Source organism: Pseudomonas pseudonitroreducens (assembly GCF_021603645.1).
GTDB classification, from domain to species: Bacteria; Pseudomonadota; Gammaproteobacteria; order Pseudomonadales; family Pseudomonadaceae; genus Pseudomonas; species Pseudomonas pseudonitroreducens.
The window spans coordinates 538,630-551,083 of record NZ_BQHJ01000003.1 but is presented as its reverse complement, the minus strand read 5'-3'; the positions used below and the strand labels follow the sequence as shown (position 1 = coordinate 551,083).

The window sequence follows — 12,454 nt, the reverse complement described above, 5'->3', positions numbered from 1 at the left end:
CCAAACGATAGCGCGCGACAGTCGGGTCGACTGTCGCGCGCTGTTTTTCGCTGGCTGCCACAGGTGGGCAGCCGATGCCGGTCAGTGAGCGACGCGGCTGGTACCGTTGACGGTGAGGATGCGCACGCGCTCGCCAACGCGGAACACGGCACCTTCGTCGACCTGCTGGACGTAGGCGCGGGTGCTGCCGTCGTCTTCGCGAACGGTGATTTCCACACCCTGGGTGCGGGTCAGGCCTTCTTCGGTCGCTGCGCCGAGCAGGCCGCCGGCCACGGCGCCAATGATGGCGGTGACATAGCTGCCCTTGCCGCCACCGATGGCGCTGCCGCCGATACCGCCAACCGCGGCGCCGGCAACCGAGCCGATGGGAGTCTTGGTGCCTTCGATCTTCACCGGGCGCAGGGCCTGGATGGTACCCATGCGAACGTTCTGCACGGTGCGTGCTTCTTCACGGGTATAGGTATCGCCGGTCAGGCTGGACTGGCAACCACCGAGGGTCATGGCCAGGGCCGCGAAAGTCACGGCGATCAGGGCAGTTTTACGCATTAGGGAACCTCCGAGTAGGGCTACGACTATTAGACTCCGACGACAGCCCGCCTGTCACGCCAGGTCGTGAAACAGCTGATCTCGATTCAGCTTTCGTACAGTTTGTGCCATATCCACCGAAAACGCCTGCCGTGGCTCAGTTTTTCCTGACGACGGATCGGTTAGGCTGGCGCCCGCCGCAGAAGCGCCCCGCACGGATACTCCCATGGACTATTTCATCATCGTCGTCACCACCGCCGCCGGCCTGTACTTCCATTGGTGGATCTACTGGCGCATCCGTCGCTGGATGGACCGCGACCTGGCGTTGTCGCTGGCCGGTGATGATCCGCGCAAACGCACCTACCTGCTCGAACGCCTGGCTGATGCCAAGCGCCAGAAGGTGAAGCGCCGCGACCTCCCCGACTGGCTGCAGCGCGCCGCTGACGACTATCGCGCGGCCTGAGCCAGCGACCAGAAGCGCGCCAGCGCCTCGGCGCGGTTTTCCAGCTCCTGCGCCGCCCGGGCGCAGGCGTCGGCCAGGGTGATGGGGCCCGGCGCCAGGCTGAAGGCCGCCTCGATTCCCACTTCACGCAATTCGGCCAACCCCTCGCCGACACTGCCCGCCAGGGCGATTACCGGCACGCCGACGCGCCGGGCAACGTGGGCCACGCCCACCGGTGTCTTGCCGTGGAGACTCTGGCCGTCCAGCCGCCCTTCCCCGGTAATGACCAGCGACGCCCCGGTCAGCGCCGGTTCCAGTTCCGACAATTCGGCGATCAGTTCGATCCCCGGGCGGAATCGAGCCTTGAGGACGGCCCGGCAAGCGAAGCCCAGGCCACCTGCGGCACCGACACCGGGAAACAGGCGGTGATCCTGCCCGAGGGCCTGCGCCGCCACTTCGGCGAAGCGTTCGAGCGCGGCGTCCAGCTGCTGCACCTGCGCCGGGTTGGCGCCCTTCTGCGGGCCGAACACGGCCGAAGCGCCATGCGGGCCGCAAAGGGGATTGTTGACGTCGGCGGCGACTTCAAACTCGACCGCGCCCAGTCGCGGGTCGAGCCCCGACAGGTCGATGCGCTCGAGCTGCGCGAGTTGCGCTCCGCCGGCGCCGAGTTCGCTGCCCTCGCCATCGAGGAAACTCACACCCAGCGCTTGCAGCAGACCCAGGCCAGCGTCATTGGTGGCACTGCCACCCAGGCCGATGATGATCTTCTTCGCACCGGCATCCAGCGCCGCCCGGATCACCTCACCGGTACCTCGGCTGGTGGTGCGGGTGGCGTCACGCTTGCCTTCCGGCACCCAGTGCAAACCGCTGGCAGCGGCCATCTCGATCACCGCCGTGGCATCCTCCAGCCAGCCCCAGTGCGCCGTTACCGGCTGCTCCAGCGGGCCACAAACCAGCAATTCGCGACGCTCGCCCGGCCGCGCAGCCAGCACCGCATCCACCGTGCCTTCACCGCCGTCGGCCATGGGCCGCAGCAGGGTTTCGTCATCGGGCCGGGCGCGCAGCCAGCCACGGGAAATGGCCTCGGCGACCTCAGGGGCGGAGAGACTCTCCTTGAAGGAGTCGGGAGCGATGACGACTTTCATGGGACAGGTCCGTTGAGCGGGAGGATGCTGGGCATCCTACACCGCAGCACGGACTTTCCGGCGTGCGTAGGAGCGGACTTCGTCCGCGATCGGTCCGATTCAGGCCTGAAAATTGAGTTGACCTGTAGGAGCGAGCTTGCTCGCGAACAACCCCAATAGTGAGGCAGATCGCGAGCAAGCTCGCTCCTACGAAGAGCAGAAGATCAGGGCGCGAGACGTTCGCGCACCCAGGCGCCATTTTCGTTGCGGAAGTTGAGGCGATCATGCAGGCGGCTCGGGCGGCCCTGCCAGAACTCGATGCGGCTCGGCAGCAGGCGGTAGCCGCCCCAGAAGTCCGGGCAGCTTGGCGCGCTGTCGGCGAAGCGCTGTTCAGTCTCCGCCAGCAGTTGCTCCAGCTCGCCACGGCCATCGATCACCCGGCTCTGCGGTGACGCCCAGGCGCCCAGCCGGCTGCCCAGCGGGCGCACACGGTAGTAGGCGGCGGACTCTTCGCTGGAAACCTTCTCGACTCGTCCTTCGATACGCACCTGGCGCTCCAGGGCCGGCCAGAAGAAGGTCATGGCCGCACGCGGGTTTTCCCCGAGTTGCTGGCCCTTGGCGCTTTCATAGTTGCTGAAGAAGGTGAAGCCACGCTCGTCCAGGCCCTTGAGCAGGAGCACGCGGCAGTGCGGCTGGCCGTCGGCGTCCACGGTGGCGAGCATCATCGCGTTGGGTTCGACCGGCAATTGCTCGGTCTTCACCGCGTCCTCGAACCACTGGTTGAACAGGCTGAACGGCTCGGCGGGCGCCTGGGTTTCGGTCAGTCCGTCACGGGTGTATTCGCGGCGCATATCGGCCAGGGTCTGGGCCATCGGAAATCTCCTGCAGAAGAAGTCCCTAAGCTTATCCAGAGTTGCGCCTTCGCGCTTGATCCACGACAAGCGTCATTCCAGGCGGAATGACGCTTTGCCTGCGGCGGATCAGTTGGCCTGGGCGAGCGCCAGCAGGCTGGTGCGCTGGGTTACCAGCACTTCGACACGGCGGTTCAGCGCGCGACCTTCGGCGCTGGCGTTGTCGGCGCGCGGCAGGCTGGAACCGACGCCCTTCAGGCGCAGACGGTCGGCACCCAGCCCGCTGAGGCGGAAGATCGAGGACACCGCCTGGGCACGCTGCAGGCTGACCTTGTCGTTGAGCGCCTTGTCGCCCGAGCTGTCGCTGTGACCAAGCACCAGCACACCGCTCTCCGGATCGTTCTGCAGCATCTTCGCCACGTTGCCCAGCGGCGCCAGGGTAATCGGCAGCAGCAGTTCAGGACGCTTGGGGTTGAACGAGCCTTCCACCGGCGCAATCAGCACCAGGGCATTCTCGCGGCGCTCGACGGTGAACTTGCTGCCGGCAACTGCCGCGCGCAGGGACTTCTCGTGCTGGTCCAGCCACTCCTTGCTGACTTGCACGGATTGCGGCTTGGCGGCCTTCTCGGCACCCGGCTTGCTCTCACTGACACCAAACGGCCACCACCAATGACCGCCGGGCTGCTTGCTGCCCGCTTCGGCCACCTTGGGCGCTTCCACGGCTTTCTGCTGCGGCGCGGGAGCGGCGGCAGTCGCTTCGTCCCCGGCAGCGAATGGCCACCACCAATGGCCGGTGCCGGCGGCGGGCTTGGCTGCTGCCGCGACATTGTCCGGCGCCTTGGTCGAGTCACTGGACTGGAACTGGCTACAGGCGGCGAGGCCCATGCAGAGGGCAAGCGTGGAAACTTTCAACACATTCATGGGCAGCACGTTCATGGGAGCGATCCACAAGTCGGGGGATGAAGGGAGGCCGGGCGCGACTGGCGAGCAGCGGCACCCTGACTTCAGCAATCAGCTTAAGAGTTGTACATAACTTACTCAGTTGGAACGAGATTTTAATCTCGAACTGACGAGCGGCGCTCATCGGCACCTGCAGCGGAATGCCGGCGCAATACTTGCCGACGGCAAAAGCGGACGACCTTGAGAAGGTACGGCGGGAGGAAGGTTCCTCCCGTTCGTCGCTACAGGCAGTCGCCGGCGAGACGCGCCAGGCGCTGTGCGCGCGGGTCCATCAGCACGTACGGGCCGAGCGTGTTGACGACGAAACCGAAAGCCAGCTCGCGCTCGGGATCGGCGAAGCCAATGGAGCCGCCGGCGCCGGGATGCCCGAAAGCCTGCGGACCAAGGCCGTAGGTGGCGTTGGCCACACTCGGCTGATCAAGCATGCAGCCCAGGCCGAAGCGCGTACAGGTCAATAAAGTTCGATCCTCACCGACGGCATGCTCACGAGTGAGTTCGGCCAGCAACGCGTCGTCAAGCAGCTTGCCCTGCAACAGGCCGCTGTAGAAGCCGGCCAGCGAGCGTGCGTTGCCATGGCCATTGGCGGCGGGCTGAGACATGCGGCGCCATTCCGGCTTGTTGGTGCTGGTGAGCACCGAAGGCGGGTTGGTGAAGGCGCGGGTCGAGAGTGCGGCGGCGTCGGTCATCATGGTTCGCAACAGACGTTGCGCCGCGGCGTCGCCCAGGTTGCCCTTGCCCCGGGCGATGTGCGCCACGCGGTGGAACTCGCTGTCATCCAGGCCGATATGGAAGTCCAGTCCCAGTGGCGTGGCCGTACGCGCGACGATGGCGGCCCCCGGCTCGCGACCGTCGACACGGCGGATCACTTCGCCGATCAGCCAGCCGTAGGTAATGGGGGCATAGCCATGCTCGGCGCCGGGTGTCCACCACGGCGTTTCGTCGGCCAGCGCGGCGGTCATGCTGTCCCAGTCGTACAGCGCCTCGGGCGCCAGCGGCTCGCGGATCGCCGGCAGGCCCGCGCGATGACAGAGGAGCTGGCGTACGCTGATGTCCTGCTTGCCTGCGGCGGCGAACTCCGGCCAGTAGCGCGCCACCGGAGCGTCCAGTTCCAGACGGCCCTCACCCACCAGTTGCAGTGCGGCGACGGCGGCGAAAGTCTTGGTGCAGGAGAACAGGTTGAGCAGTGTGTCGGCCTGCCAGCCCTGGCCCGGCTCCTTGCCGGCACTGCCGGCCCAGAGATCGACCACGGTTTCGCCGCCGACCTGGATGCACAGCGCCGCGCCGCGCTCCTGCGGGTCTTCGAACAGCGCACTGAAAGCATCGGCAACAGGGGTGAAACGCGGATCGCAGTGGCCGTTCAGGGTCATCTCAGGCTCCGGAAATGCACAGGGGCAGGAAGCGCCATTGTTTCAGCGCCTTCTGCCCCTGGGAACCCTGCCGAAGGCAGGGTGTGGTCCCGCGAATGTCCGATCATCGCCGCGCCGTCACTGCGACGCCTGCTCCCCATCATCGCTGTCATCGGCGGCCGGCGCCGGTTTCGGCTTGGGCTCCGGCGCGACCTTGGCGGCGGCACGGGCCAGCTCGTCGATACCTTTCAGCGTCTGCTGGTTGGCCTTGCGCACGGCGTCGACGAAGCCGGTGAACGGCAGGTCGGTGATGCCGACCAGGCCGATATGGCCGTTTTCACCATCGAGCAGGCGGCCGGTCACCGGCTGGTCGAGGTACTGGAACCAGTGCGCGCCGACGATATTCGGTTGTTTCGCCGCCTCGGCGATGAAGCGCTGGTACGCCTCGCCACGCTGCTGCTCGGTGTACACCTCGGCAACGCCGCCCCAGAACGGCCCGCGGTCGCGGGAGCCGAAGTGGAACTCGGTGATCAGCACCGGCTTGTCCAGGCTGCGCACGTAGTTGGCATCGAAGCCCTGCCGCGGCAACGGCACGTAAAGGTTGAAGCTGAGGATGTCGCAATACTGCGCGCAGGAGGCCAGCGCTTCCGGCGTGCTGACGGCGAAGCGCGGGCCGAGCAGCAGGTGATTCGGCGCGTGCCACTGCAGCGAGTCCTTCAGGGTCTTGAAGTACTGGTCGGCGTACAGGCGCAGGAAGGCGCTGTAGTCCTGGGCGATCGCCGGGTGCGCTTCGCTCGGGACCGGCGCCTGGTAGCCCGGCGCATCGAGGTCTTCCCAGGAACCCAGCTGCACGCCCCAGGCCTCGGCGAGTTGCTCGTGATCCTCGTACTTGTCCTTGAGCTGCTTGATGAAGGCGCGCTTGGCCGGGCTGTCGGTGGACAGCTTGAGCGTGCCGAAGGCCAGGGCGAAGTGCGCCTGGTCGTCGTCGCCACGGCCGGCCCAGGCCAGCTCATTATCGGCGTAGTAACCCAGCAGCCAGGCGTCCTCGCGATGATCGCGTGCGGCGATGGCGATGGCCCGTTCGGCGGCCATGGCGAAGCGCGGGTCGAACGGATCGGGCATGGCGCCCCACCAGTCGTAGCCGGTGCTCACCGTGGCATAGTCGCCGCTGATGGACAGCGGCACGCTGTAGGGCATGCGCGGATCGTCGGCGAAGGCCGGATCGCTCCAGTCGCCCAGGGTATTGAAGCCCCAGGAACCGAGGCGCTGTACGGTGCGCTCGCGCCACGCGGCGGCTGCGGCATCGGCAGTCAGGCCACCATCGGCACGGAAGCGGTTGGCAGCATAGAAGTCGAACCAGCGACCGTTGCCAAAGGCACGCCCCTGCTGGGCGCCGACGCCACTGCGGTCGTCGCGCTGGCCGTAGAAGGCGGCCAGTGGCTCGTCCTCCTTGGGCAGGCTGGCGAACATGTATTCGCGGCCTTCGACGTAGGTCTGGCTGCTGTCGGCGTTCACCGCGTTGACACCCATGGACCAGAACGAATGCCCTTCCGGCGTCACCAGCCACCAGCGGCCATTGCGCTTCTCGGTGCGGAAGAAGCCGGTACCTTCGAAGGCCGGGCCATCGAGCAGGCCGCCAAAGGCGTCGCGCCCTGGCGCCGGCTGCCACTTCTTCAGTTGCTCGCCTTCAGCCTTCCAGGCGTTGGCCAGTTGCTCCGGGCTCTTCACCTTCTCCGGCCAGTCGCTGCGGGTGGACTGGCCGAAGCCGTCGACGATGCCGGCGTAGGCCTTGTGGTATTCGTCGTTGCCGGCACGGGTGCCGAAACGACCAACGAGGATGTCCTGCGCCGCCTTGGGCGAGGTGAGGAACAGCTTCACCGCGCCAACCTGGCTGCGGTTCAGCTCGCCGCTGACCTTGCTCGCCAGCAGCAGGCGCTGGCCGTCCTGTGTCGCGGGCATAGGCACGCCGGCACGCATGCCGAAGTCTTCCGGGGCGATGGCGTGCAGCGGGATCACCAGGGTCTGTGCCGGCCCCGGCGGCAAGGCGATGCTCGCACGCAGGCCGGGGGCGCCGGCTACGCCTTCGATCTCCACTTCCAGGGTGATGGCCCAGTCCATGGCGTTCTGGATCCGCAGGCTGATGCTGTCGGCCTGGGAGAAATCCCAACTGCCGCTGGATGGCGCCAGGCGCAGGGTCGGTTGCGGCGCGGGGTTGAAGTTCACCCGGCGCAGGATTTCGCCTTCGGGCGTGGCCTCTGCAGTGGAACTCGGCAGGTCGGCGTTCTGCGTGGTGACGCTGACCACCCCCATCGGCTTGACGAAGTTGAACAGGGTTTCATTGCCGCCGGCCGACCAGGCCGGGGCACTGGCGATGGCCAGGCTGAGCAGCAGAGGCAGATGCCAACGCATCGATGTCATGGATTCGAATCCTTGCAACACGCCCGCCGGACGGCGGGCGATCGTTTGACAGCCAGCGCGGGAACTCGCTCCCGCACACTCAAGCAATTTCGCGGCGGAACGGCGGCAATGCGTTAAGAATGGCCTTGCCGTAGCGCTGCGTCACCACGCGACGGTCCAGCAGCGTAATGGTGCCGCGGTCCTGCTCGGTCCGCAGCAGTCGGCCACAGGCCTGCACCAGGCGCAGCGAGGCATCGGGCACGGCGATCTCCATGAAGGGATTGCCGCCGCGCGCCTCGATCCACTCCGACAGCGCCGCTTCCACCGGGTCATCCGGCACGGCGAAGGGAATCTTGGCGATCACCACGTGCTCGCAATAGGCGCCGGGCAGGTCCACACCTTCGGAGAAGCTGGCCAGGCCGAACAGCACGCTCGGCTCGCCATCGTCCACGCGGGAGCGGTGCTTGTTCAGGGTTTCCTGCTTGGACAGGTTGCCCTGGATCAGCACGCGCTTGCGCCAGTCGCGGTCCAGGCCGTCGAAGACTTCCTGCATCTGCTTGCGCGAGGAGAACAGGATCAGCGAACCACGCGAACCTTCGACTATCTCCGGCAACTCGCGAATGATCGCGGCGGTATGCGCGGCAGCATCGCGCGGGTCGGCCTTCAGGTCCGGTACGCGCAGCACGCCGGCATCGGCGTGGTGGAACGGGCTCGGCACCACGGCGGTGACCGCCGCGCGCGGCAGGCCGGCGCGCATGCGGTAGCGATCAAAGGTGCCCAGGGCGGTGAGGGTGGCGGAGGTCACCAGCACGCCATAAGCGACGTTCCACAGGTTACGGCGCAGGGTCTCGGCGGCAAGAATCGGGCTGGCGTTGGCCTCGATGTCGTAGAAGGTGCCGCTCTCGGCGAGGGTCAGCCAGCGCGCCATGGGCGGGCTGTCTTCCGGGTCTTCACTGGTGAAGGCGGTCCACAGTTCCCAGTTGCCCTGGGCGCGGGACAGCAGGCTGCCGAACAGCGGGTACCACTCTTCGGCCTGGTGGCTGGCGATGCCGACGCTGCCCTCCCCGTCCATGGCTTCCTTGAGCAGTTCGGTCAGGCGGGTGAACAGGTCGGTGAGCTTGGCGAAGCCCTTCTTCAGCTCGATGCCCATCTCGCGGATGTGCTCGGGGATCACTCCGCCTTCGAAGCGATGGCGTGGCCGCTCGCGGCCTTCCATGTCCTCGCCGGCGCGGAAGTCACCGATCTCCTCGCAGGCGGTGAACATGAACTGCTGGTGCGTGCGCAACTCGCGGGCCAGTTCCGGCACCTGCTCGATCAGGCGGCCGAGGTCACCCGGCAGCGGGTTCTGCGCCAGCAGCTTGGTGAGGTTCTTGTCGACCTGGGCCAGCCAGTCGGCCGTGGCACGCAGGCGGGTGAAGTGGGCGAAGTGGCCGATGGCCTTGTCCGGCAGGTGATGGCCTTCGTCGAACACGTAAATGGTTTCACGCGGGTCGGGCAGGATCGCACCGCCGCCCAGCGCCAGGTCAGCCAGCACCAGGTCATGGTTGGTGACGATCACATCGACCTTGGTCATGCCTTCGCGTGCCTTGTAGAAGGCGCACTGCTGGAAGTTCGGGCAATGGCGGTTGGTGCACTGGCTGTGGTCGGTGGTGACCTGCGACCAGTGCGCATCCTCGATGGCCTCGGGCCAGGAGTCGCGGTCGCCGTCCCAGCGATTGCCGGCCAGGCGCTCGATCATCTGGTTGAACAGCTTGGTGGAGGTTTCGTCGACGTCGATGCGGAAACCTTCCTCCTCGAACAACTGGGCGGTGGCGCTCTGCGCCTGGCCTTCCTGCAACAGGTGGTCGAGCTTGGACAGGCACAGGTAGCGCCCGCGCCCCTTGGCCAGGGCGAAACTGAACGACAGGCCGGAGTTGCGCAGCAGGTCGGGCAGGTCCTTGTGGACGATCTGCTCCTGCAGGGCGACGGTGGCGGTAGCGACCACCAGACGCTTGCCGGCAGCCTTGGCGCAGGCGATGGCGGCCAGGCTGTAGGCGACGGTCTTGCCGGTGCCGGTGCCGGCCTCCACGGCGACCACGGCGGCGTCGCCCAGGCGATGGCCTTCCTCGTCGCTGGCGATGGTCCCCAGGACCTTGGCGACTTCGGCGATCATCAGGCGCTGGCCGTAGCGCGGCTTGAGTTCCTTGGCCTCGAGAAAGCGCGAGTAGGCGCCCTGGATCGTGGCCTTGAGTTCGGTGCTGAGCATGGACTTCCCGGGCTCCGGCGTTGCCCTGGTGGACACATCCGGATGCTGGATAAATTTTCAGTGGTTCGAATCGGCGGCTATGATAGCGCGCTCGACCACAACCGCCAGCGGAGATCGTCCGAATGACACCCTTTGCCTTCGTCTATGCCCTGCACCTCCTGGCCGCCCTGGTCTGGGTCGGCGGCATGTTCTTCGCCTGGATGGTGCTGCGCCCGGCCGCGGTCGCTGCGCTGGAGGCGCCGGCCCGGCTGAAGCTGTGGCTGGAGGTATTCCCGCGCTTCTTCCGCTGGGTGTGGGCGGCGGTGATCCTGCTGCCGGTGACCGGCGTGGGCATGCTGCACCTGAGCTTCAACGGCATGGCCGGCGCACCGCGCTACGTGCAGGTGATGATGGGGTTGTACGTGGCGATGCTCGCACTGTTCCTGCGCATCCAGGCGCTGCAGCTGCCGGAACTGCGCCGCGCGGTGGGCGCCGAGGACTGGCCGGCCGGTGGCGCCGCGCTGGGCAAGATCCGCAAGACCGTGGGTCTGAACCTGCTGATCGGCATGGCGCTGGTGGCCTTCGTCGCAGCACGCCCGCACTGGTAAACAAAAGGCCCGCCTGACTTGCCAGGCGGGCCCTTAGTTGCAACGAGCCTGGGTTTCAGAAGCGCTTCACGTCCAGGCGGCCTTCGCTGCCCTTCGCCCCTTCCGCACCGCCCTGGCCTTCCGCGCCGGGCTTCTCGCCCGCCACCGAATAGAACCAGCAGCCTTTCTCGGCGCTGCGCGGTCCGGCCTTGCCGGGCTTGCCGCCCGCTCCGCCAGCGCCGCCTTCCAGGCGCACCCTGACCTTCTCGACAGCGAACTGCTCAGGGACTTCCAGGCGCACCACGCCGCCGGACGCCCCGGTCTGGCCATCGGCACCGTTCTGGCCGTCGCCAGCGGACCTGCCGCTGCCCCACAGGCAACCGGAAGTCTGCGCACTGCCGCCATCCAGGCCGTCATAGCCCGGCGCACCAACACCGCCGCGGACGTCGATCAGCAGGTTTTCCACCGCCACGTCCTGCAGCCGCAACACCAGGTTGCGACCGCCGCTGGCGGGCTTCTCGAAGCTGCCGGAACTGCCCTGCGCGGCGATCACGCTGCCGTCGGCAAGGTTGCCGTGCAGCACCTCGATCTGCAGCGCGTCGCTGCCGGGAAACACACCGAGGCGGGCATTCTTCGCCAGGTCCAGCTCGCCGATCTTCAGCTCCTTGACCCGCGACGGGATCAGCAGCGCGCCCTCGGGCCCCACACTGACGCGGTCCAGGCTCAGGCTGTCGCCCTTCACCGGCAGGCGCAGCACGGTATTGGCTTCCACCGAGACGGTGCCGGCAGCCGAACAGGCCAGCGGAGCGAACAGCGCCAGGCCCAGCAGCGACTTACGCATGGGTATCTCCTTCTACTTTTGCGGATGCCGGTTGCTCCACTGCCGGCAGCGGCAGGGTCGCGAAATGAAAGACGCCGAACAGCAGTATCTGCAGGCGGTCCATGCCCGGATGCGGGCGCCCCTGCAGTCGCTTGCGCAGCGCCAGGACTTCAAGGATGTGGATCAGCAGGATCAGCGCGCCAGCCGCATTGAGCAGCAGGGCGAAGGGATGTGCGAAGGGTTGGATCAGGTTGGCCAGCACCGCCAGCCAGAACAACAGGGCAATCAGCTTGCCCAGCCCCAACAACGCTTTCATGAAATGCCCCCGGTTTTTTCTTTGCCGGGGAACATACGCCTCTGCCCCGGCCTATGCCAGTGGCAACCGGGAATGACAAAGGGGGCCACGAAGGCCCCCTCTGCAGGCATCACCCCAGACTTACTGGCGGGTGATCTTGATTTCCACGCGACGGTTCTCGGCGCGGCCTTCCTTGGTCTTGTTATCCGCGACCGGCTGGCTTTCGCCATAACCGACGACAGATTTGATGCTGCTGGCAGGTACGCCGGCATCGACCAGGTAGTTGGACACGGCGTTGGCGCGGCGCTCGGACAGTTTCTGGTTGTAGGCGTCGGTACCGATGCTGTCGGTATGACCACCGATGTTCAGCTCGGTGCTCGCGGCCTCACCTTTCAGGCGGGTAGCGATGGTATCGAGCTTGTCCTTGTCCTGCGCATCGATCTTCGACGAGTCGAAGGCGAAGTGCAGGTCACGCACCACGATGGTCTCTTCCTTGGGCAGCGGAGCCGGAGCAGGCTCAGGAGCCGGTGCAGGCGGCGGGACCTCGGCCACTTGTTCTGCGGCACCATGTACCCAGCAGTAGGACGCACCCAGCACACCACCGATCAGGGCGCCCCAGCCAGCCCATGCGCTGCTTTCAATGGAGCCCAGACCTGCGCCACCGACACCGCCAACCACGGCGCAAGTCGGCCAATCGGACTTCTGCAACCCTGCGCAACCGGTGAGCAACGTGCTTACCAGCAGCAGGGGTAAAGCGGTCCTTGTGATGCTCATAAAGTTATGTCTCCTCTAATGATCGGGTCTCGACCGACAATTACCGAGTAAAGACGTGACTGACAGAATGCGCCAGCACTAGGCCATATGGGTGTCACACGCTAGTCTT

General features: G+C 66.5%; 12 protein-coding genes. 2 read left to right on the top strand and 10 right to left on the bottom strand.

Annotated features, from left to right (window positions below; translation table 11 throughout):
- Positions 1-81: 81 nt before the first annotated feature.
- Positions 82-546 (bottom strand): outer membrane lipoprotein, encoded by a 465-nt coding sequence (locus L6D89_RS10460; protein WP_045209875.1) that lies wholly within the window; start codon positions 544-546, stop codon positions 82-84.
- Between the two features lie 205 nt (positions 547-751).
- Here L6D89_RS10460 and L6D89_RS10455 point away from each other — a divergent pair, with 205 nt between their 5' ends.
- Complete coding sequence (locus L6D89_RS10455; protein ID WP_236174725.1) at positions 752-988, top strand: hypothetical protein; 237 nt, start codon at positions 752-754, stop codon at positions 986-988.
- Here L6D89_RS10455 and L6D89_RS10450 read toward each other — a convergent pair.
- The 6 genes from L6D89_RS10450 to dinG all read right to left on the bottom strand — a co-directional run bounded on the left by L6D89_RS10450 (position 973) and on the right by dinG (position 9,890).
- Positions 973-2,112, bottom strand: a complete 1,140-nt coding sequence (locus tag L6D89_RS10450; protein ID WP_236199615.1) for a glycerate kinase — start codon at positions 2,110-2,112, stop codon at positions 973-975. The two genes, L6D89_RS10455 and L6D89_RS10450, sit on opposite strands and share 16 nt — an antisense overlap.
- Positions 2,113-2,315: 203 nt before the next feature.
- Complete coding sequence (gene pdxH, locus L6D89_RS10445; RefSeq protein WP_236199614.1) at positions 2,316-2,963, bottom strand: pyridoxamine 5'-phosphate oxidase; 648 nt, start codon at positions 2,961-2,963, stop codon at positions 2,316-2,318.
- 108 nt (positions 2,964-3,071) lie between these two features.
- Entirely contained in the window at positions 3,072-3,863 is a 792-nt protein-coding gene (locus tag L6D89_RS10440; RefSeq protein WP_236199651.1) for an OmpA family protein, read from the bottom strand.
- A 260-nt stretch (positions 3,864-4,123) separates the two neighbouring features.
- Positions 4,124-5,269 (bottom strand): serine hydrolase domain-containing protein, encoded by a 1,146-nt coding sequence (locus tag L6D89_RS10435; RefSeq protein ID WP_236199613.1) that lies wholly within the window; start codon positions 5,267-5,269, stop codon positions 4,124-4,126.
- Positions 5,270-5,386: 117 nt separating this feature from the next.
- Entirely contained in the window at positions 5,387-7,666 is a 2,280-nt protein-coding gene (locus L6D89_RS10430; protein ID WP_236199612.1) for a beta-galactosidase, read from the bottom strand.
- Between the two features lie 79 nt (positions 7,667-7,745).
- Complete coding sequence (gene dinG, locus L6D89_RS10425) at positions 7,746-9,890, bottom strand: ATP-dependent DNA helicase DinG (RefSeq protein ID WP_236174731.1); 2,145 nt, start codon at positions 9,888-9,890, stop codon at positions 7,746-7,748.
- 122 nt (positions 9,891-10,012) lie between these two features.
- Between dinG and L6D89_RS10420 the strand changes: the two genes are divergently transcribed.
- Complete coding sequence (locus L6D89_RS10420; protein ID WP_024765224.1) at positions 10,013-10,477, top strand: CopD family protein; 465 nt, start codon at positions 10,013-10,015, stop codon at positions 10,475-10,477.
- Between the two features lie 55 nt (positions 10,478-10,532).
- On the opposite strand, the gene L6D89_RS10415 is transcribed toward L6D89_RS10420, so the two are convergent.
- The 3 genes from L6D89_RS10415 to L6D89_RS10405 all read right to left on the bottom strand — a co-directional run bounded on the left by L6D89_RS10415 (position 10,533) and on the right by L6D89_RS10405 (position 12,345).
- On the bottom strand, positions 10,533-11,297 hold the full coding sequence (locus L6D89_RS10415) for a collagen-like protein (protein WP_236174732.1): 765 nt from the start codon (positions 11,295-11,297) through the stop codon (positions 10,533-10,535).
- Positions 11,290-11,592: a DUF1145 domain-containing protein gene (locus tag L6D89_RS10410; protein ID WP_236174733.1), complete on the bottom strand. Its 303-nt coding sequence runs from the start codon at positions 11,590-11,592 to the stop codon at positions 11,290-11,292. Before L6D89_RS10410 ends, L6D89_RS10415 begins: the two co-directional genes overlap by 8 nt.
- A gap of 120 nt (positions 11,593-11,712) precedes the next feature.
- Entirely contained in the window at positions 11,713-12,345 is a 633-nt protein-coding gene (locus tag L6D89_RS10405) for an OmpA family protein (RefSeq protein WP_024765226.1), read from the bottom strand.
- Positions 12,346-12,454: the final 109 nt, after the last annotated feature.

Bases quoted from the DNA above. Each gene is read 5' to 3' on its own strand.
- L6D89_RS10460 (WP_045209875.1), bottom strand. From the start codon at position 546: ATGCGTAAAACTGCCCTGATCGCCGTGACTTTCGCGGCCCTGGCCATG.
- L6D89_RS10455 (WP_236174725.1), top strand. From the start codon at position 752: ATGGACTATTTCATCATCGTCGTCACCACCGCCGCCGGCCTGTACTTC.
- L6D89_RS10450 (WP_236199615.1), bottom strand. From the start codon at position 2,112: ATGAAAGTCGTCATCGCTCCCGACTCCTTCAAGGAGAGTCTCTCCGCC.
- pdxH (WP_236199614.1), bottom strand. From the start codon at position 2,963: ATGGCCCAGACCCTGGCCGATATGCGCCGCGAATACACCCGTGACGGA.
- L6D89_RS10440 (WP_236199651.1), bottom strand. From the start codon at position 3,863: ATGAATGTGTTGAAAGTTTCCACGCTTGCCCTCTGCATGGGCCTCGCC.
- L6D89_RS10435 (WP_236199613.1), bottom strand. From the start codon at position 5,269: ATGACCCTGAACGGCCACTGCGATCCGCGTTTCACCCCTGTTGCCGAT.
- L6D89_RS10430 (WP_236199612.1), bottom strand. From the start codon at position 7,666: ATGACATCGATGCGTTGGCATCTGCCTCTGCTGCTCAGCCTGGCCATC.
- dinG (WP_236174731.1), bottom strand. From the start codon at position 9,890: ATGCTCAGCACCGAACTCAAGGCCACGATCCAGGGCGCCTACTCGCGC.
- L6D89_RS10420 (WP_024765224.1), top strand. From the start codon at position 10,013: ATGACACCCTTTGCCTTCGTCTATGCCCTGCACCTCCTGGCCGCCCTG.
- L6D89_RS10415 (WP_236174732.1), bottom strand. From the start codon at position 11,297: ATGCGTAAGTCGCTGCTGGGCCTGGCGCTGTTCGCTCCGCTGGCCTGT.
- L6D89_RS10410 (WP_236174733.1), bottom strand. From the start codon at position 11,592: ATGAAAGCGTTGTTGGGGCTGGGCAAGCTGATTGCCCTGTTGTTCTGG.
- L6D89_RS10405 (WP_024765226.1), bottom strand. From the start codon at position 12,345: ATGAGCATCACAAGGACCGCTTTACCCCTGCTGCTGGTAAGCACGTTG.